Consider the following 17,481-nt stretch of genomic DNA (forward strand, 5'->3'; position numbering starts at 1 on the left):
CGCGCGTCCAATAGATAGATATGCATGATCTATCTCCAGAAGCGATAGATTGGTGCAATGGAACTACGTCACATCCGCTACGCCCTGGCAGTCGCGGAAGACAGACACTTCAGCCGTGCTGCCGCGCGGTTGCACGTTTCACAGTCCGCGTTGAGTGCCCAGATCAGAGACCTCGAAAAGGAACTGGGAGTCGAATTGTTCAACCGCAACAGTCGAAACGTCGGCTTGACTGCTGCCGGGGAGGTTTTTGTCGCCCGCTCCCGTGAGGTGCTCGGCGCTGTGTCGAGACTGGTCAGTGATGTCTCGGCACGGAGCAACGAGCAAGTGCGGCTGACGGTCGGCACCATCACCTCGGCGGGGCGCGTCGACGTCGGCCGTGCGCTGGCAGATCTGACACGCCGCCACCCTGCAATCAACATCACCGCGCGACCGTACGGCAGTGAAGTAGTTATCGAAGGAGTCCGGTCCGGCGCCATCGACGTCGGCATCGTCGGATTGGCCGCAGGCCGCTTACCCAAGAGGTTTGCCGCCGCACCGTTGTGGAGTGAACCCACCGCAGCGTTTGTTGCTCCCGACCATCCCTTTGCCCAGGCCTCGTCGATCAGACTCGAAGACCTACGGGATCACACTCTCGTGGACTTCGCCTCCGGCAGCGAGGCCCGTGTCCAAACCGACCAAGCCTTCGCCGAATCACAGGTCCCACGCGGAAAAACGCTCGAAGCCAACTCGGTGGACCTGATCTGTTCACTGACCGCCAACGGCCTGGGTGTCGGTTTGCTCCCCCAGTCCATGAGCGCCCTACATCCCGAACTGGTCTGTATTCCGATCACCGATGCGCCGCATCGGATCGTCCACGCAATTACCGAACCCACCCATTCGTCGGCGCTGGCCCGCGAATTCGTCGAACTACTCGCGGCGCAGTTCGCTACTTGAGCAGTTTCGACATTCGCCTGTCCGCCAACGGCTTACCGCCTGTCTGGCACGTCGCACAGTATTGAAAAGAACGCTCCGCGAACGACACCTCGCGTACGACGTCACCGCACACCGGGCAGGGAAGTCCGGTGCGAGCATGTACTCGCATTCCCGAGCGTTTCTCACCTTTGAGTCGCGCCGCGTCCTGACCTTCCGAACGTTCGATCGCGTCGGCCAGCGTGGATCGCATCACGGCATACAGCGTTGAAATCTGCTCCGGCGTCAGCCTCGACGAGGTCGCGAAGGGCGATAGTTTCGCGGTGTGGAGGATCTCGTCCGAGTAGGCGTTCCCGATGCCGGCGATCAGCGACTGATCGACTATCGAGTTCTTGATCCGCGCCGACGTCCCGCCCAGAATCTCTGCGAACTCAGCTTCTGCCACAGCCATCGCGTCCGGCCCCAACCGGGCGATGCCCGGAACCTCCTGCGGATCGTTCACCACCCACACGGCGAGGCGTTTCTTGGTGCCGGCTTCGGTGAGATCGAATGCCGGCGTCAACCCTTCAGGTGTGAAGAAATGAACGCGCAGCGCCAACGGCCCCTTCCCCGGCTTCGGCGGTGTTGGCGACGGATTATCGAGCCACCGCATCCAACCGGCACGGGAGAGGTGCGTGACCAACCACAACCCGTCGCAATCCAGAGCCAGATGTTTCCCGAAGCGGGCGGCGCCCGTGACGTCACGCCCTTGCAAAGCCGTGATCGGCGGATCGAAGGTCTTGAGCACACTCAATGCAGCGATATCGACGCGTCCCACTACTGCGCCGACCGCGTGCTGACGAAGGAACCCTGCCAGCGCTTCCACCTCGGGTAGTTCAGGCATGGCATCAGACTAACTCCGACCACGGACACTCACCGTGTGCTCAGTCCGTTTCGGTCAGCAGAACCACCGAGTGTCCACCGCGCGCCTTCGCTGCGTACATCGCGCGATCTGCACGTCGCAGCAAAGTGGGATAGGCGATGAGTGCATCGTCCGGCGATTCGAAAGGACCTGCGACCTTCGCGATTCCGACGCTCAGGGCCACCTCGGAATGGTCGGGCGCAGTGACCGTTGATCGCTGAAGTTCTTGTTCGAGTCGATCGACCGAGCGTTGATCGCCCGAATCGACGATGATGAACTCGTCACCGCCGATCCGTGCGATCAAGGCCGCCGGGCCGGCGCATTCGACCAGTCTCGATCCGACCTTCTCGATCACAGCGTCCCCGACTGTGTGCCCGTACTCGTCGTTGATGGTCTTGAATCGATCGATGTCGACAGCGGCGACAACGACAAGCGCCGAATTGGCGTACGACCGCTCCAGTAACAGTCGCACCTCGTCGGCCAGTCCCCTCCTGTTGAGAAGTCCTGTCAGTGGGTCCAACTGCGAATTCAACGCATCGGTGCCGAGAATGGAGAAGATGAACTGACAGGCAAAGGGGATCACGTAGATCGCGGCGCCGACGAGAACTGTCAAAGCGACCAGAACCGGAACATCCGAATAGTTCTCGACAACGGAAATGCGCGTCACAATGCCGATGACTACGACGAATACCCACAGCATGTGCAGGCTCTGTATTCGAGCATTGTGGAAGAACGCGATGTATCCACCGATCACCGAGAACATCACGGCATGGGCCAGTGCCGCAAGTGGATTGGAATACAACAGCATTGCGGCCGCTATTCCCACTTCCGAATAGAGCACAAAGGCGTATGACCAGGAACGGGAGAGGTTGCGCCTCGTCGAGAGGGCGACGGCCATCATCACGGTTATGACGATGATGACTGCGTTCGCGGTGCGCGCGTGCGGAGTGTTCGGTCCCTGTGGACTGAAGCGAGTCAAGAACATGATCACCGTGACCAGCACCAACGAGCAGACGACAAGAAACCGCGAGGCGACGGTCAACCCTTTGTCCGCGAGATAGCGATTGAAGGTGTCGAATTGGTCCGGACGCCGATACCAATCGACAAGTTGAGAAGAGATCAGCCGGAATGCGGGACCGGAGAGCGGTCGTTGAGACGCGACGGCGTCCGAACGCTCCACACTCTCGGCAGATTCCATAAGGTCAGGGTAATCCAGTCAACTCCCCGCAATCAGACAATTCTCACTCTTTGCCATCCCACATCACAACCCGATCGCCGCCGGCGGCCTTCGCGCGGTACATCGAGGCGTCTGCTACTCGAAACAGTTCCGTCAACTCCTCGTCGGAAATGATCGAAGACCATTCGGCAGAGGTGATCGCGACTCCGACGCTGGTCGTCACCGCTGGATCACGATCGTCGATTCGCAGGTGCCTTCGCAGATTGTCCTCGAATGCGGGCGCTGCACCGACGTCGATCGTGTCCACCAAGACGAACTCGTCCCCACCGAATCTGGCGAAGAGCGCCTTCTCGCCGCCGCACCACCGCAGTCGATCAGCAATCTGACGAAGTACGAGATCGCCTTCCTCGTGCCCCCGCGAGTCGTTGACGCTCTTGAACGAATCGACATCGACGATCGCGACGACATACGACGACTTGCTCGACGCATGCCCCGTTGCCCCCATTTCGACAACAGCTCGCTGCAGCCCGCGCCGATTCAGAAGGCCGGTCAACGGATCCACATCCGAACTGTCCGCGTCGGAGCCGAGAAGTGAGAGGACGAACTGGCAGGCGAACGGGATGACCACGATCCCGGTGGCGATGATCAGACACAGTGCGGTGGCCAACGCAGGATCCGCGTAGACCGCGACCTTTCGTCCGACCACTGCCAGAACCACGATGGACAGGGCGATGTGAATCGCCTGGAGTCTCGCGTTGTGAAAATACGCGATGTAACCACCGATCAGTATCAAGAGCACGCACTGGATCAACCCGATGAAGGGGTCGCTGTTCAAGAACACACCGACGAATACGCCGACCTCGCAGTAGGCGACAAAAAAGTACGACCACCGACGCGTGATTTCGGGCAGAAGGCAGAAGAGCACGATCACCGCGACCGTGACTCCGATGATGACGGCGTTGACGACGCTGGTGACGTGGTTGTGCACGCCCGCGTCGCTGAAGCGCAGCAGAGTCATCGCAACGATGACCGTCGTCAGGGAACCGATGACCAGCAATCGGACGGCTAGCTCCAGGCCCTTCGTGGCGAGGTATCGATTGAAACTGTCGAACTGATCAGGACGCCGATACCACTGAACGAGAAGGTCGAAAGCCGACTTCACAGCTGATTTTTCACGGCCACGCGGAGCGGGCAGAATCGACTGCAGTCGGTCCTGCCCGAACGATGTCATGCGCAGATCATAGGTGCGCAGACCGTCGTTCGGGATCAAGAGCGCAGGATCGAGGCCGCAAATCCGCGGTCGGTGTCAGCGCCGAACGAGGTACGTGTCCATGATCCAACCGTGCTTCTCGCGCAGCTCCGCCCGGCGCGCGACGATCCGATCTTCGACGTCGCGCAGGTTGCCGGAAATCAACTCCTCGTCCGCGGTTCCGAGGTATGCCCCCCACCAGATTTCGGCATGGTCTTCGGCCACCTGAGTGAAGGTGCAATGCGCGTCGAGCATGACGACGGCGTTGTCCACGCCGTCGGGCAATCCCTCGGCCAGTTTGCGGCCGGTCGTGATGTGGATGGGTTCGCCGATTCGGTTGAGGACGATTCGGTGCTGTGCAGCCAACGACTGCACGCTGGTGATTCCCGGGATGACGGAGTAGTCGAACGTCACTCTCCCGCGAGCGAGCACGCGCTCGACGATCCGCAGAGTGCTGTCGTAGAGGGAGGGATCACCCCAGACGAGAATCGCTCCGACGCCAGGTTCGGCCGCGAATTCCGCTTCGAATTTCGCGGCCCGACGCTCGTGCCAGTCCTCGACAACCCCCTCGTAATCGGTCGGGGTTCGGTCCCGCGGCGGGTCCGTGATCTCGACCACCTTGTAGTCGAGGTGAACGTGCTCGTCGAGGATGCCGGTTCGCAAGTCGACCAGAGCCTGCTTCTCGTCACCCTTTCCGATGATGAAGAACGTATCGGCCCTGTTCATGGCCTTGATCGCCTGAACCGTCACCTGGTCGGGATCACCCGCACCGATACCGATCACCAAGAGTTCGCGCATGTGCCGAGGCTATATTGCCGTGCGCCTTTATTAACCGCGGGAGGTTAATAAAGGCGCACAGCGAGGCAGGCCCTAGACTGATTCCCGTGACTGTCTCCACTGCTTACGAAGACCTCCTCCGGCTCGTCATGGAGACGGGTACCGCCAAATCCGATCGAACCGGAACCGGCACCCGCAGCATCTTCGGTCACCAGATGCGTTTCGATCTTGCCGACGGCTTTCCGCTCGTCACCACCAAGAAGGTCCACCTCAAGTCGATCGTCAACGAGCTCCTGTGGTTCCTGCGCGGCGACTCCAATGTGGCGTGGCTGCACGAGCACGGCGTCTCCATCTGGGACGAGTGGGCCGACGAGAACGGCGAACTCGGCCCCGTCTACGGCGTCCAGTGGCGTAGCTGGCCCACCCCTTCGGGCGAGCACATCGACCAGATCACGCAGACCGTCGAGACCCTGCGCTCCAACCCCGATTCGCGGCGAATCATCGTCTCGGCGTGGAACGTCGCCGACATTCCGCAGATGGCTCTGGCTCCATGCCACGCGTTCTTCCAGTTCTACGTCGCCGACGGCAAGCTCTCCTGCCAGCTGTACCAGCGCAGCGCCGACATGTTCCTCGGCGTTCCGTTCAACATCGCCAGCTACGCGCTGCTCACCCACATGATGGCCCAGCAGGCCGGACTCGACGTCGGCGAGTTCGTCTGGACCGGCGGTGACTGCCACATCTACGACAACCACGTCGACCAGGTCACCGAGCAGCTCGGTCGCGAGCCCCTTCCGTTGCCGACCTTGAAGCTGAACAAACGCGACTCCATTTTCGACTACACCTTCGAGGACGTCGAGATCGTCGATTATCAGCACCACCCGGCGATCAAAGCGCCGGTAGCGGTCTGACGATGACCGATCGCACAGTCACCCTCATCTGGGCGCAGGCCCACGACGGCGTCATCGGCGTCGACAACACGATCCCGTGGCGCGTGTCCGAGGACATGGCTTACTTCAAACGCGTCACCATGGGACATCCGGTGATCATGGGACGGCGCACCTGGGACTCCATTCCGCTGAAGTTCCGGCCGTTCAGCGGGCGTCGGAACATCGTCGTCACGCGCGATCCGCAATGGCAAGCCGAAGGCGCCGAGGTAGTCCACAGGCTGGACGACGCCTTGGCGTTGCCGGACGGTGACGTATTTGTCGTCGGCGGCGGGCAAATTTATTCGGCTGCACTGCCATTCGCGACGCATCTCCTGGTGACCGAGGTCGACCTCGACATCGCCGGTGATGCCTTTGCTCCCGAGATCGGCCCCGAATGGAACCTGAAGTCCGACGAGCCCTGGCAGACCTCGGAGAAGAGCGGGCTGCGCTTCCGCTGGCTGGAATACACGCGCTGACCGACTTCCGCCGATAACGAGGCACCTCGCGAGTGAGTCGGTCATACTCCAAGAACGACATTCACCGCTTCCGAGAGGTCTTCGATGGACAAGAAGTCACTGACCGCTCTCGCTCGCCAACAGTTGAAACTGGCGGGCTCGGCGACCAGCGGTCGCAGTTCACAAACCGTCTACGGCGGCCACCAGCGCAGCCTGCGACAGACGGTGATCGCACTGAGCGCCGGCAAGAGTCTCGCCGAACACGACAGTCCGGGCGAAGCCACACTGTTGGTCCTGAGCGGGAAGCTGAATCTTGTGTGTGGGAGCGACCAGTGGAAAGGATCCACCGGTGATTTCCTCACCGTGCCGGCCGACCGCCACAGCGTCGAAGCGCTCGAAGACGTTGCATTTCTGCTCACCGTCGCGATGAAGGGTTGAAGTCGGTACCGTCTTCCGGGTGAGCGAAACCGTGATCGAAGTGTCCATCGTCGCAGCCCCGTCCGTTCTGTGGCCCGCCCTGCGCGACCCGTCGCTGATTCGTCGTTGGTTCGGCTGGGAGTACGACGGTCTCGACGACGAAATCACCCAGATCTACTCCACCGCTGAGGCCGATCCCGAAGCACTGACGCTGAAACTCGGAAACGGTGACCGCTTCTCACTTCTCGAACAAGACGGCAAGACGGTCGTCCGCATCGATCGGCCGGCCAAATCTGCCGACGACGACTGGTACGACGACATCACCGAGGGATGGACGACGTTCCTCCAGTTGCTCAGATTCGCAGTGGAGCACCACGGACTCGCTGAGCGAAGAACCATCTATCTCGACGGCCTGCTGCTCCCTGGCGAGAATGCGGCAACCGTCCTCGGGCTCACCGAAATCGGTTTGGAAGCGGGAAGTCGGTACGCGGCGACAATCGCTCCCGGCGACTATTTCGAAGGCGTCGTCGACTACGTCACCGATCACCAATTCGGGTTGACAGTCGAAGATCTCGGCCCTGGTCTACTCTCTGTCGCGACCCAGTCGGTAACTCCGCAGCGGCCAGACGGAGGCATGTCCATCCTGCTGACCACCTACGACCTGAGCGATGACGAGTTCGACGAAATCAAGCATCACTGGTCGTCGTGGTGGGAAGGTCGCCGTCAGGAGGGCTGACGTCCTGCAAGGCGATATGCTTCGACCATGGTCGAAGCATCGGGTCACAGTCCGGCACGCACGTTCGGCGAGTTGCTCGACCGCCTGGGCGATTCCAATGCAGACATACCGACACTCCACCGTCTGCTCGAGGCAGTCCTGGTGGTCGGTTCAGGTCTGGATCTCGACCTGACTCTCCAACGGATCATCACCTCTGCGACAACGGTTCTGGATTGCCGCTACGGCGCCCTGGGGGTTGCGGCGCCGGGGGGCGGGCTCTCGGAATTCGTGTACGAGGGAATCTCCGGGTCCCAACGCGCGACCATGGGACATTTCCCCGAAGGTCATGGCGTTCTGGGTGTTCTGATGAATCACCCGCAAACTTTGCGTGTGGCGCATCTCGGCGACCATCCCGAATCGGTGGGATTCCCCGCGAATCATCCACCGATGGAGAGTTTCCTCGGGGCGCCGATCATGATGCGAGGAAAGGTGTTCGGAAGCATCTACCTGACTGAGAAGCGAGGAAAAGCCGAGTTCACCCAAGAAGACGAGGTCATCCTCGAGGCCCTCGCCATCGCAGCCGGCATCGCTGTGGAAAACGCCCGGCTGTTCGAGCAGTCACGAACTCGTGAAAGATGGCTCACCGCAACATCTGCCATTCGCTCGCGGTTGCTGGCCGGTGACTCGCTCGAGGACGGCCTGCAACTTCTTGCCAGTCGCGTTCGGGACCTGACCGGCGTCGACGACGTGATCGTGGTGATCTGCGAGAACGGATACGCACAGGTTCACGCTGCGGCCAGCGCCCGAACAACATCACGTGGAGTCAGAATTCCAGCGACGACCTATCCGTTCGACGTGGTGCGGAGCACTCGAAAGCTACAGGTACTCACCGCTTTAGGTGCACTCACCGAACTGGTGCCGTCGGCCGGAAGTGCGGTCGTGGCACCGATGTGCGTCGCCTCGGGTGTAGTCGGCGCGGTCATAGTGGCGTCGAACTCGACCAACACGCACTGGGATCACGACGAACTGACCCGGATCGAGTCGATGGCCGAACTCGGCTCCGTTGCAATCGAGTTCGACGAGAAACAAAAGGCGCAACGCCTGTTGTCGGTTCTCGCGGACCGCGACCGCATCGCACGAGACCTGCACGACAACGTCATCCAGCGACTGTTCGCGAGCGGAATGAGCCTGCAGAGCACGCTTCCGGACGAGACCCTCCCGGAGTCGGCGCGCGCGATTGTCAAACGATCCCTCGAACAGCTCGACAAGACAGTCCGCGAGATTCGGACAACCATCTTCGATCTGCAGACTCCCACAGCCACCGATTCGTCGAGCCTGCGCCGACGCCTCCTCGATGTCATCGGCGACGCCACCGCACAGTCCGCCGTGACCCCCAGCGTCCAATTCTCCGGCGCCATCGACACTCTGGTGAATCCCGGGATCCACCAGCACGCCGAAGCTGTGCTGCGTGAGGGGCTGAGCAACGTCCTTCGGCATGCACACGCACACCACATCACCATCGCAGTCACCGCGGACGTCGAATTTGCGATCACGATCGAGGACGACGGCGTCGGACTCCCCTCCGACTTCCACAAGAGTGGACTTCACAATCTCGAGCGCCGTGCCGAACATTGCGGCGGTACGTGCACGATCGTCAACCACGATCCGAGCGGTGCACGCCTGCTCTGGCGAGTACCGCTCGGGCGCACCAACTCGAATCGACCGAAGTCCGGTCGGTAGACCTATCGACTGCCGCTGCGGATTTCGGTGGCCAGCACCGCAGCCTGAGTACGACGCTGCATGCCCAGCTTCGAGAGCAGACGCGTCACGTAGTTCTTGACGGTCTTCTCCGCGAGGAACAATCGCGCGCCGATCTCCCGGTTGGTGAGTCCCTCTCCGATGAGGTCGAAGACTGCTCGCTCCTGATCGGAAAGTTCGGCCAACGGATCAGCGGTGCGGTCGCTACGGATCCGCTGCATCAGCGCCTCCGTCGCCCGACTGTCGAGCAGTGAACCGCCGCGCCCGACTGTGCGGACCGCAGCAACCAGATCGGTTCCGAGAATCTGTTTGAGGACAAATCCCGAAGCGCCCGCCATGATCGCGTCGAGTAGTGCCTCGTCGTCCGCGTACGACGTGAGCATCAGGCAGCGCAGGTTGGGCAGCATCGAGCGCAGTTCGCGGCACAGTTCGACGCCGTTGCCGTCCGGCAGCCGTACGTCCAGAACCGCGACGTCGGCATTGCTCTGCGGTACCGCAGCCAATGCTTCTCCCACGGATGCGGCCTCACCCACCACCACGAAGTCTTCGACCCCGCCGAGTAGGTCGAACAATCCGCGTCTGACGATCTCGTGATCGTCGACCAGGAATATCCGCGTTGTCATCGAACCCCTCCAAAAGACATCTCACGTCGAACGGTACCGGAGACGGTGGACTCAAAAGTCATTGAATGCATTCTCTTCACTTGTTGACGTGCCGGACGATGAGAACCGGGCAATCCGCAGTATGGAGCAGTGCCCGACTGGTCGATCCGAGGAGCATTCCCGCGAATCCGCCGCGCCCACGGCTGCCGACGACGATCAATTGCGCCGTCTCCGCGTATTCGCTCAGCACTCGGACCGGACGGTCACGCGCGACGACTCTCTCGACGATGACGTCTGGGTAACGCTCGGTGAAACCAGCCAATTGCTCGGCAAGGACAACTTCCTCACCTGTCTGGATGCTGCTCCACAGTGGATCGTCGGGGGTGGCGCCCAGGGAGGGCTGCACGCTCACATCGCTCCACACGTTGACGGCGATCAACGTTGCACCCCGAGCGGATGCCTGTTCGAAAGCATGCTCGACTGCCTCGATGCTGCTTTCGGATCCATCGACACCGACGACGACAGGACCTTCGGTCGGCGGTCGACCATCAAGCGTCCGGCCCCGGACTACCGCCACCGGAGATTCGCCGTGCGAGACGACCGATACCGTCGCGGAACCGACGACCAATCCGGTGAATTCACCATGCCCGCGGGGCCCGAGCGCAATGACGTACGCGCCCTTGGACAATTCGATCAGGCGATCGGAGACGCTGCCGTCGAGTAGTTCGGTGACGATCTCGAGGTCGTCGTCGATGCTTTGCCGCGCGAGGATCTGCGCGCTGTCCAGACGAGCGGTGGCAGTGCGGCGAAGTTCGTCCTTGAAGCTCTCGGCGAGGTACGGCTCGGAGTAGTAGAAAGCGGGGATGTGCACCACCGTCGCGATATGCAGCGGACGACCGAGCGCCACCGCCGTTCGAGCGGCCCAGACGACAGCCGACGACGCCGATTCCGAGCCGTCCACTGCCACGACTACGGGTTTGGTTGCACTCATGTTCGTCCCTCCACGCTCGACCAGAGAATCTCTTCGCCCTCACACTATTGCCCAATGACGGCAAAAAGGATTCATCAGCCGACGCGAGTCCCGAATCGGACATTCCGAGTTCGGGTGGACTGCGGCAACGGCCCCGCCAACATCCCTTTCGGGCGTCAACGAGGCCACCGGTGCCGGATTCGCACGCAAATCCTGGCTACTCGATCCACGTTAGGCGAAGAACCCGACCGGTCAGAAGTGAAAAAAGTCCCATATGAAAGCGCCAAAAATCGGGTTTCGTGCGCAAGAGATCCCGAATCACCCGCTCTGCTGTGCGCCTTTATTAACCGCCGGCGGTAAATAAAGGCGCACGGCAGGGTCAGTCACAAATCTTGCGGAACTTCTCGATCAGCTGAACACGGCCGTTGCGATCGGCCGCCAACGGCGTGACGTTGAGCGTCGTGACGCCAGCTTCGGCGAAGGCTGCGACGCGTTCCTTGACGTAGCTCTCGGGACCGATCAACGACACGGCGCGAACCAGCTCGTCCGGGACCGCTGCTGCGGCCTCGTCCTTCTTGCCCGCGAGGTAGAGATCCTGAATCTTCTCGGCGGCCTCTTCGTAGCCGTATCGCACCGCGAGGTCGTTGTAGAAGTTCTTGCCCTTGGCGCCCATGCCGCCGATGTAGAGCGCAAGGCTCGGGCGTACCCAGTCGAGCATGTGGTCGACGTCGTCACCGATGGCCAGGGCCGGCGACGCGTACACCTGAAGCTCGCCGAGGCTCGGATCGCGCTTGGCCTTGCCCTTCGCAATCGGCTCGCCCCATACGCTTGCTGCCTTTTCCGGATGGAAGAAGATGGGTTCCCAGCCTTCGGCGATCTCAGCCGTCAGTTCGACGTTCTTGGGTCCGAGCGAAGCGATCAGGATCGGGATGCGCTCACGCACAGGATGATTGATCAGCTTGAGCGGCTTGCCCAGTCCGGTGCCCTTCTCGGCGGGGAGCGGAACCTGGTAGTACTTGCCCTGGTATTCGACCTTCTCGCGGCGCCACACCTGACGGCAGATCTCGACGACCTCACGCGTGCGTCCCAACGGAGCGTCGTACTTGACGCCGTGGAATCCCTCGATCACCTGCGGTCCGGAAGCACCCAGGCCCATAACGAAGCGACCGTTGGAGACGAAGTCCAGGCCCGCTGCCGTCATGGCGGTCAACGAGGGCGTACGGGTGTAGATCTGGAAGATTCCCGAAGCGAGTTCGATGGTCGACGTCTTGGCCGCCAGGTAACCGAGCTGGCTGACCGCGTCGAAGGAATACGCTTCCGGAACGAAGGCGATGTCCAGGCCCGCCTTCTCCAGGTCACCGACCTCTTCGACGGTTTCGGCGAACCCGCCGCTGTAGTTCAAACCCATACCGATACGCACGTTGTAACCCCAATCCAGACGATTGCCGCCGTGTGCGACGCGCACACAGCCTTGGTACTCCCATCGAACACCTAACTCACATCGAACACTACGGAACATGAGTCCGCATTCATGTGACTACCCCGTTCGTATTCGATGACCGAAACGAACGGGGTAGCGGGAGAACTTGGAGAGGTCAGGATTCTTCGGGGCGAACCACCATGACGGGGCACTTGGCCGAAGCGATCAGAGTATTGCTGGTCGAGCCGAGGAGCATGCCACGGAATCCACCACGGCCACGGCTGCCGACTACAACAAGCTGCGCTTTTGCCGACCAGTCGAGCAGCCGTCCTCGTGGGTTGTCGAGGTATACCTCGCGCCGGACCTTCACGTCCGGGTACTGCTCGGACCAACCGGCCAAGCTCTCGCTGAGTACTGCGTGCTCTTCCTCTTCAAGAGACTGCGGGGCAAGCGCAGCTGCCCTCGGGTCTTCGAATGCCGCGCTGCCGAGGTCACTCCACACGTGCAGCGCCACCAACTCGGCGCCGCGGAACGCTGCTTCCTCGAATGCCGCGCCCACTGCTTGCGCGCTGAGCGCACTGCCGTCGACGCCGACCACGACGGGTCCCTCCGAAGGCACTGCGCCGTCGCGGTCCCGCACGACGATGACCGGGCACTTGCCGTGACTGGCAACACCGACCGCTGTATTACCGAGAACTGCCGTCGCCGCCTTGCCCGAAGCGGACGCTCCGACAACGACCCGCCTGGCCTGCGCCGAACTCTCGATCAACCACTGAGTTGCGCTGCCGATGGCGATTTCGGTGTGAACTTCGAGTTTCGGATCGATCTCATGGGCGAATTGTTCCGCCTCTGCCAAGATCGCTTTTCCCGCCTCTTCGACCCATTCGTACACCCCACCCGCGTCGACGTACGGTCCGCCGAAACCGTAAGGCGCGAAGTCGAGAGCGTGGATGATGTCGAGTCGCAATTCGCGCTGGGCGGCGATTTTCGCGGCCTCGCGGAGCGCAGTGGACGCAGTGTCCGAACCCTCGACTCCGACAACAACACTGTTATGTTCGCGTGAACTCATGTGCCCACCTTCCTGAAGAAGTAACCGAGCCACTTTCACTCTAACCATCCCACTTGTCCGGCTTTTTTGGGGTCGCCCCCTCTTCATTTCGGGGACTTAGGTCCCCGAAACTGTTGACGGATAGGAGAATTAGCAGAGCAATCAGGACCAGGTGTGAACGGGATCTCCCGCCCGCATGTTCTCGACGTAACCGCGGAGCATTCCGGTGAGCGCAGTCGAGCGGTCCGCGCCCGAGGCCTCCGCGCGCGCCACGTGCTCTCGTTGCCAGGCGGCACCGGTCTGCCGATTCAGGCACCGCCCCTCGATAACGCCGAGATACCGATCGCGGGCCGCGGCGGACAATCCGAAGTCCGCCAAACCCTCGTCCGCCAACGGCAGCAGCCTTCGCAGGACCAACTCGTCGGCACCGACCCAACCGATCTCCGGCCAGTACAAAGTTGCGTCGAGTCCGTACTTGGCGCCGATGTGCAGGTTCTCTTCTGCCGCATGGAACGACATGTGCGACCACAGTGGCCGCTCCGCGTTCACCAGCGCCCGAACTGTGCCGTAATAGAAGGCCGCATTGGCCATGATGTCGACGACAGTCGGTCCGGCCGGCAGCACTCGATTCTCGATGCGCAAGTGCGGCTTGCCATCCGAGCAGTCGTACACCGGACGATTCCAGCGATAGACCGTGCCGTTGTGCATCTGAAGCTCGCTCAACTCCGGAACTCCGCCCGCCGCGAGCACTTCCAGTGGATCGGTGTCCGACACGTCAGGCAGCAGGGCCGGGAAGTACCGCGAGTTCTCTTCGAACAAGTCGAGCACCGAGTGGATCCACCGCTCACCGAACCACACCCGCGGCCGCACACCTTGGTTCTTCAGCTCGAAAGTTCTTGTGTCCGTGGCCTGCTCGAAGATCGGGATGCGCGATTCGTGCCAGAGCGCCTTGCCTGCCAGGAAAGGAGAATTGGCCGCCAACGCCACCTGTACGCCGGCCAGACACTGCGCGGCATTCCAATGCGCGGCAAACTCTTCCGGCGCAACGCGGAGATGCAACTGCATGGACGTACATGCCGCCTCCGGGACTACCGAATTGGTATCGGCCCGAAGAATTTCCACGTCGCTGCCAGGTAGCGCGACACCTTCGACGTCGAGTTCGATGTCCTCGCCTCGAGCGGTGAAAATTTGCTCGTTGAGCAATTCATAGCGCGGGTTCGCGGTGATCCACTCTCGATCGAGATGCTCGAGTTGCAGAGTCGGCAGCATCCCGATCATCACCATCTCGGCGTCGTGCGCATGGATTCGCGCGTCTGCGACGTCGAGGGAGGCGCGCAGTTTCTTTTCCAATTCGAAAGTTGCATCACCGGTGAGTGGGCCGGGTTCAACGTTCATCTCGACGTTGAACTGTCCGAGCTCGGTTTGGAAAACCGCAGCGTCGTCGATGGATTCGAGCACTTCACGGTTGGACATCGCAGGAGCCATGTCCCCGTTCACCAGGTTGAATTCGATCTCCATGCCCAGCAGCGGCGCCGGCTTGTCGACGGCGTCTCGGAAGTCACCACCGTCGAGCATCTGCTTCATGGCGTCGACGCAAGACCGCACTTTCTTGCGAAAGAGCCTACGGTCCGCCCGCGTGAATTCTCGCGCCGTGACTTCTGCACCCATCGCGCATTCCCCCTTCGACGATCAACGTCACTGAAGGCTATCCGGCCGGTGTCACCGACAAACGAGAACTGCGGTGGCACCAGGAAGAATTTCCCGACGCCACCGCAGTTCTCCGAAAGTTTCTCTTTACGAGTTGTCTACCCAGGTGACAGCCACGCCGCGAGCCTGCAGCCACGCTGCGGGATCGACCTTTGCGCCGTTCTCGGCAACCTCGAAGTGCAGGTGCGGGCCGGTGGACTGTCCACGGTTACCCACTGTGGCGATCTGCTGGCCAGCATTGACGCGCTGGCCGACGTTGACCTGGTAGTCGTTGACATGGCCGTACGTGGTGACCGTGCCGTCGTCGTGCTGCACGCGAACCCAGAGGCCGAAACCTGACGCCGGGCCGGCGTCGATGACCTGGCCGTCTGCTGCAGCCAGAATCGGCGTACCGATCGGAGCCGCGATGTCGAGGCCGCCGTGGTGTGCTCCCCAGCGCGAACCGAAGGTGGAGGTCAGCGTTCCGGACACCGGCTGCACGGTGCGAGCGGAGGTGCCGGGGTTGATCCCCGCGAGGAACTGCTGTGCCTGCGTGTTGAGATCGGCAGTAAAATCGGGAAGCTCGGGAATGTCGAGAGCGGGAAGTGCCGCCAATTCAGCCGGAACGACAACGCCCTCGGGGAGCAGACCCTGCGGGATTTCGATGCCGGCGATGGTCTGAGTTGCCGGCGCCGCAGCAGCGGTTCCTGCACCCATCTGGCCTGCACCGACGAGGAGTGCACCGGTAGCCGCAGCTACGACACCCGCCTTGACACCGGCACCAGGGCCAGCCGACGGGGTGCGGTGGCGGCCGCTTGCTGCCTCGGGATCGATCTCGAAGACAACATCGTCATTGCCCGTGCGGTGGTGGTTTCCCACAGTGTGTACTCCGTCAGTCGTCGGCGTGCAGCGTCCTTCTGATGAAGCCCGCTCCTCTGTCTGCCGAAGAATGTAACAGTTTGATCAAGGCGGCCGCCACCGTTACCCGATCTTGACCAAAACTATTTCTCGCCGTTCTGTCGGCTGGCGTCCAGTTCTGACTTGAATGCGTCGTATCGTGCCCGGTGAGCGGGTCGGCGACGAATGATCGCCCACGCGATACCCAGAACCACGAACCAGATCGGTGTGACGACAAGTGCCTGCAGGGTGTCGTCCTTGGTTGTCAGCGCCCAGAGGATGAAGACGAAGAACGCGAGCACGACCCAGCACATCACGATGCCGCCGGGCATCTTGAACTTCGACGCCTCGTGCAGGTGCGGACGACGCTTCCGGTACACCATGTAACTCGCCAGGATGATCGTCCACACGAACATGAACAGCAGCGCCGAGATGGTCGTGACGACGGTGAAGGCCTCGATCACGGAATCGCCCGAGAACAGCAGGATCAGCGACGCCAGCAAGAAGATGCAGGAGAACATCAGGGCGTTCGCGGGGACCTTGCGCGAGTTCAGCTTGCCGAGTGCCCGCGGTGCGTCGCCCTCCTGTGCAAGGCCGAACACCATGCGCGAGGTGGAGTAGATACCCGAGTTGGCCGAAGACGCAGCGGAGGTCAGCACGACGAAGTTGATGACAGATGCAGCGATGCCGAGGCCGGCGAGTGTGAACATGGCGACGAACGGACTCTTGTCTGCGCTGATTTCGCGCCACGGAGTCACCGCGATGATCACGGTCAGTGCAACGACGTAGAACAGCAGGACACGAATGGGGATGGAGTTGATGGCCTTCGGCAGGTTCTTCTCCGGGTCCTTCGCCTCGGCGGCGGTGGTGCCGACCAGTTCGATGCCCACGAAGGCGAACACGGCGATCTGGAAGCCGGCCACGAAGCCCATGAATCCGGTCGGGAACATGCCGCCGTCGTTCCAGAGGTTGTCGATACCCGAGGTGGCACCGTTCGGCGCCGTGAACCCGGAGACGACCATGACGATGCCGACGATGATCAGGCTGACGATGGCGACGATCTTGATCAGCGCGAACCAGAACTCGGTTTCACCGAAGGCGCGAACGGTCGGGAGATTGAGGAGCAGCAGCGCCGCGATCGTCAGCAAAGCAGGTATCCATGCCGCGAGACCTGGCCACCAGTATTTGAAGTATCCGGAAATCGCGATGACGTCCGCGATGCCGGTGACAATCCAGCAGAACCAGTAGGTCCAGCCGGTGAAGAATCCCGCCCAAGGGCCCAGCAGATCCGCGGCGAAGTCGGAGAACGACTTGTACGCCATGTTCGAGAGCAGCAACTCCCCCATCGCCCGCATGACGAAGAAGAGCATGAAGCCGATGATCATGTACACGAAGATCACGGAAGGCCCGGCAAGCGAGATCGTCTTGCCCGATCCCATGAACAGTCCGGTGCCGATGGCACCACCAATGGCGATCAGCTGGATATGCCGGTTGGACAGCTGACGTGAGAGGTGGGGGTCTTCGCCGGACGGCTTCGTCAGGTCTGGTGTATTCGCGTGGTCGGACACGGAGGA

General features: G+C 61.6%; 17 protein-coding genes. 6 read left to right on the forward strand and 11 right to left on the reverse strand.

The genetic code is table 11. From position 1 onward, the window contains the following. The first annotated feature begins 57 nt into the window (after positions 1-57). Entirely contained in the window at positions 58-933 is an 876-nt protein-coding gene (locus tag ACKAMS_RS18055; RefSeq protein ID WP_408989335.1) for a LysR family transcriptional regulator, read from the forward strand. Here the strand turns inward: ACKAMS_RS18055 and ACKAMS_RS18060 are convergent. The 4 genes from ACKAMS_RS18060 to cobF all read right to left on the reverse strand — a co-directional run bounded on the left by ACKAMS_RS18060 (position 926) and on the right by cobF (position 5,034). Beyond that, positions 926-1,792, reverse strand: coding sequence for an Fpg/Nei family DNA glycosylase (locus ACKAMS_RS18060; protein ID WP_408989336.1), 867 nt, complete (start codon positions 1,790-1,792; stop codon positions 926-928). The genes ACKAMS_RS18055 and ACKAMS_RS18060 overlap by 8 nt on opposite strands. Positions 1,793-1,832: 40 nt before the next feature. Continuing rightward, complete coding sequence (locus tag ACKAMS_RS18065) at positions 1,833-3,008, reverse strand: diguanylate cyclase domain-containing protein (protein ID WP_408989337.1); 1,176 nt, start codon at positions 3,006-3,008, stop codon at positions 1,833-1,835. Between the two features lie 43 nt (positions 3,009-3,051). After that, complete coding sequence (locus ACKAMS_RS18070; RefSeq protein ID WP_256063349.1) at positions 3,052-4,218, reverse strand: GGDEF domain-containing protein; 1,167 nt, start codon at positions 4,216-4,218, stop codon at positions 3,052-3,054. 75 nt (positions 4,219-4,293) lie between these two features. Beyond that, the gene (gene cobF / locus ACKAMS_RS18075) at positions 4,294-5,034 is read right to left on the reverse strand and encodes a precorrin-6A synthase (deacetylating) (protein WP_021332282.1); all 741 of its coding nucleotides are present in this window, start codon (positions 5,032-5,034) and stop codon (positions 4,294-4,296) included. Between the two features lie 86 nt (positions 5,035-5,120). Here cobF and ACKAMS_RS18080 point away from each other — a divergent pair, with 86 nt between their 5' ends. The 5 genes from ACKAMS_RS18080 to ACKAMS_RS18100 all read left to right on the forward strand — a co-directional run bounded on the left by ACKAMS_RS18080 (position 5,121) and on the right by ACKAMS_RS18100 (position 9,266). Next, positions 5,121-5,921 (forward strand): thymidylate synthase, encoded by an 801-nt coding sequence (locus ACKAMS_RS18080; RefSeq protein ID WP_003946427.1) that lies wholly within the window; start codon positions 5,121-5,123, stop codon positions 5,919-5,921. 2 nt (positions 5,922-5,923) lie between these two features. Further along, positions 5,924-6,415, forward strand: coding sequence for a dihydrofolate reductase (locus ACKAMS_RS18085; RefSeq protein ID WP_019744784.1), 492 nt, complete (start codon positions 5,924-5,926; stop codon positions 6,413-6,415). Between the two features lie 84 nt (positions 6,416-6,499). Then, positions 6,500-6,832: a cupin domain-containing protein gene (locus tag ACKAMS_RS18090; RefSeq protein WP_003946336.1), complete on the forward strand. Its 333-nt coding sequence runs from the start codon at positions 6,500-6,502 to the stop codon at positions 6,830-6,832. A 19-nt stretch (positions 6,833-6,851) separates the two neighbouring features. Further along, the gene (locus tag ACKAMS_RS18095) at positions 6,852-7,547 is read left to right on the forward strand and encodes a hypothetical protein (protein WP_070795877.1); all 696 of its coding nucleotides are present in this window, start codon (positions 6,852-6,854) and stop codon (positions 7,545-7,547) included. A gap of 27 nt (positions 7,548-7,574) precedes the next feature. Next, positions 7,575-9,266: a GAF domain-containing protein gene (locus ACKAMS_RS18100; protein WP_060938204.1), complete on the forward strand. Its 1,692-nt coding sequence runs from the start codon at positions 7,575-7,577 to the stop codon at positions 9,264-9,266. Between the two features lie 2 nt (positions 9,267-9,268). Here ACKAMS_RS18100 and ACKAMS_RS18105 read toward each other — a convergent pair whose 3' ends face one another. The 7 genes from ACKAMS_RS18105 to cycA all read right to left on the reverse strand — a co-directional run bounded on the left by ACKAMS_RS18105 (position 9,269) and on the right by cycA (position 17,475). Next, on the reverse strand, positions 9,269-9,907 hold the full coding sequence (locus ACKAMS_RS18105) for a response regulator transcription factor (protein ID WP_019744786.1): 639 nt from the start codon (positions 9,905-9,907) through the stop codon (positions 9,269-9,271). A gap of 76 nt (positions 9,908-9,983) precedes the next feature. Further along, on the reverse strand, positions 9,984-10,877 hold the full coding sequence (locus tag ACKAMS_RS18110; RefSeq protein ID WP_070795876.1) for a universal stress protein: 894 nt from the start codon (positions 10,875-10,877) through the stop codon (positions 9,984-9,986). Between the two features lie 358 nt (positions 10,878-11,235). Next, complete coding sequence (locus tag ACKAMS_RS18115) at positions 11,236-12,276, reverse strand: LLM class F420-dependent oxidoreductase (protein WP_007727670.1); 1,041 nt, start codon at positions 12,274-12,276, stop codon at positions 11,236-11,238. Between the two features lie 175 nt (positions 12,277-12,451). Next, complete coding sequence (locus tag ACKAMS_RS18120; protein ID WP_019744789.1) at positions 12,452-13,345, reverse strand: universal stress protein; 894 nt, start codon at positions 13,343-13,345, stop codon at positions 12,452-12,454. 141 nt (positions 13,346-13,486) lie between these two features. After that, a complete protein-coding gene (locus ACKAMS_RS18125) occupies positions 13,487-14,992 on the reverse strand; it encodes a glutamate-cysteine ligase family protein (protein ID WP_080909156.1) in 1,506 nt (501 codons plus the stop codon). 126 nt (positions 14,993-15,118) lie between these two features. Beyond that, positions 15,119-15,889 (reverse strand): M23 family metallopeptidase, encoded by a 771-nt coding sequence (locus ACKAMS_RS18130; RefSeq protein WP_408989338.1) that lies wholly within the window; start codon positions 15,887-15,889, stop codon positions 15,119-15,121. Between the two features lie 122 nt (positions 15,890-16,011). Next, positions 16,012-17,475, reverse strand: a complete 1,464-nt coding sequence (cycA, locus tag ACKAMS_RS18135; protein ID WP_019744791.1) for a D-serine/D-alanine/glycine transporter — start codon at positions 17,473-17,475, stop codon at positions 16,012-16,014. Between the last annotated feature and the right edge of the window lie 6 nt (positions 17,476-17,481).

Source organism: Rhodococcus sp. 5A-K4 (assembly GCF_046097995.1).
Classification (GTDB): domain Bacteria; phylum Actinomycetota; class Actinomycetes; order Mycobacteriales; family Mycobacteriaceae; genus Rhodococcus_F; species Rhodococcus_F erythropolis.

Bases quoted from the DNA above. Each gene is read 5' to 3' on its own strand.
- ACKAMS_RS18055 (WP_408989335.1), top strand. From the start codon at position 58: ATGGAACTACGTCACATCCGCTACGCCCTGGCAGTCGCGGAAGACAGA.
- ACKAMS_RS18060 (WP_408989336.1), bottom strand. From the start codon at position 1,792: ATGCCTGAACTACCCGAGGTGGAAGCGCTGGCAGGGTTCCTTCGTCAG.
- ACKAMS_RS18065 (WP_408989337.1), bottom strand. From the start codon at position 3,008: ATGGAATCTGCCGAGAGTGTGGAGCGTTCGGACGCCGTCGCGTCTCAA.
- ACKAMS_RS18070 (WP_256063349.1), bottom strand. From the start codon at position 4,218: ATGACATCGTTCGGGCAGGACCGACTGCAGTCGATTCTGCCCGCTCCG.
- cobF (WP_021332282.1), bottom strand. From the start codon at position 5,034: ATGCGCGAACTCTTGGTGATCGGTATCGGTGCGGGTGATCCCGACCAG.
- ACKAMS_RS18085 (WP_019744784.1), top strand. From the start codon at position 5,924: ATGACCGATCGCACAGTCACCCTCATCTGGGCGCAGGCCCACGACGGC.
- ACKAMS_RS18090 (WP_003946336.1), top strand. From the start codon at position 6,500: ATGGACAAGAAGTCACTGACCGCTCTCGCTCGCCAACAGTTGAAACTG.
- ACKAMS_RS18100 (WP_060938204.1), top strand. From the start codon at position 7,575: ATGGTCGAAGCATCGGGTCACAGTCCGGCACGCACGTTCGGCGAGTTG.
- ACKAMS_RS18105 (WP_019744786.1), bottom strand. From the start codon at position 9,907: ATGACAACGCGGATATTCCTGGTCGACGATCACGAGATCGTCAGACGC.
- ACKAMS_RS18110 (WP_070795876.1), bottom strand. From the start codon at position 10,877: ATGAGTGCAACCAAACCCGTAGTCGTGGCAGTGGACGGCTCGGAATCG.
- ACKAMS_RS18120 (WP_019744789.1), bottom strand. From the start codon at position 13,345: ATGAGTTCACGCGAACATAACAGTGTTGTTGTCGGAGTCGAGGGTTCG.
- ACKAMS_RS18125 (WP_080909156.1), bottom strand. From the start codon at position 14,992: ATGGGTGCAGAAGTCACGGCGCGAGAATTCACGCGGGCGGACCGTAGG.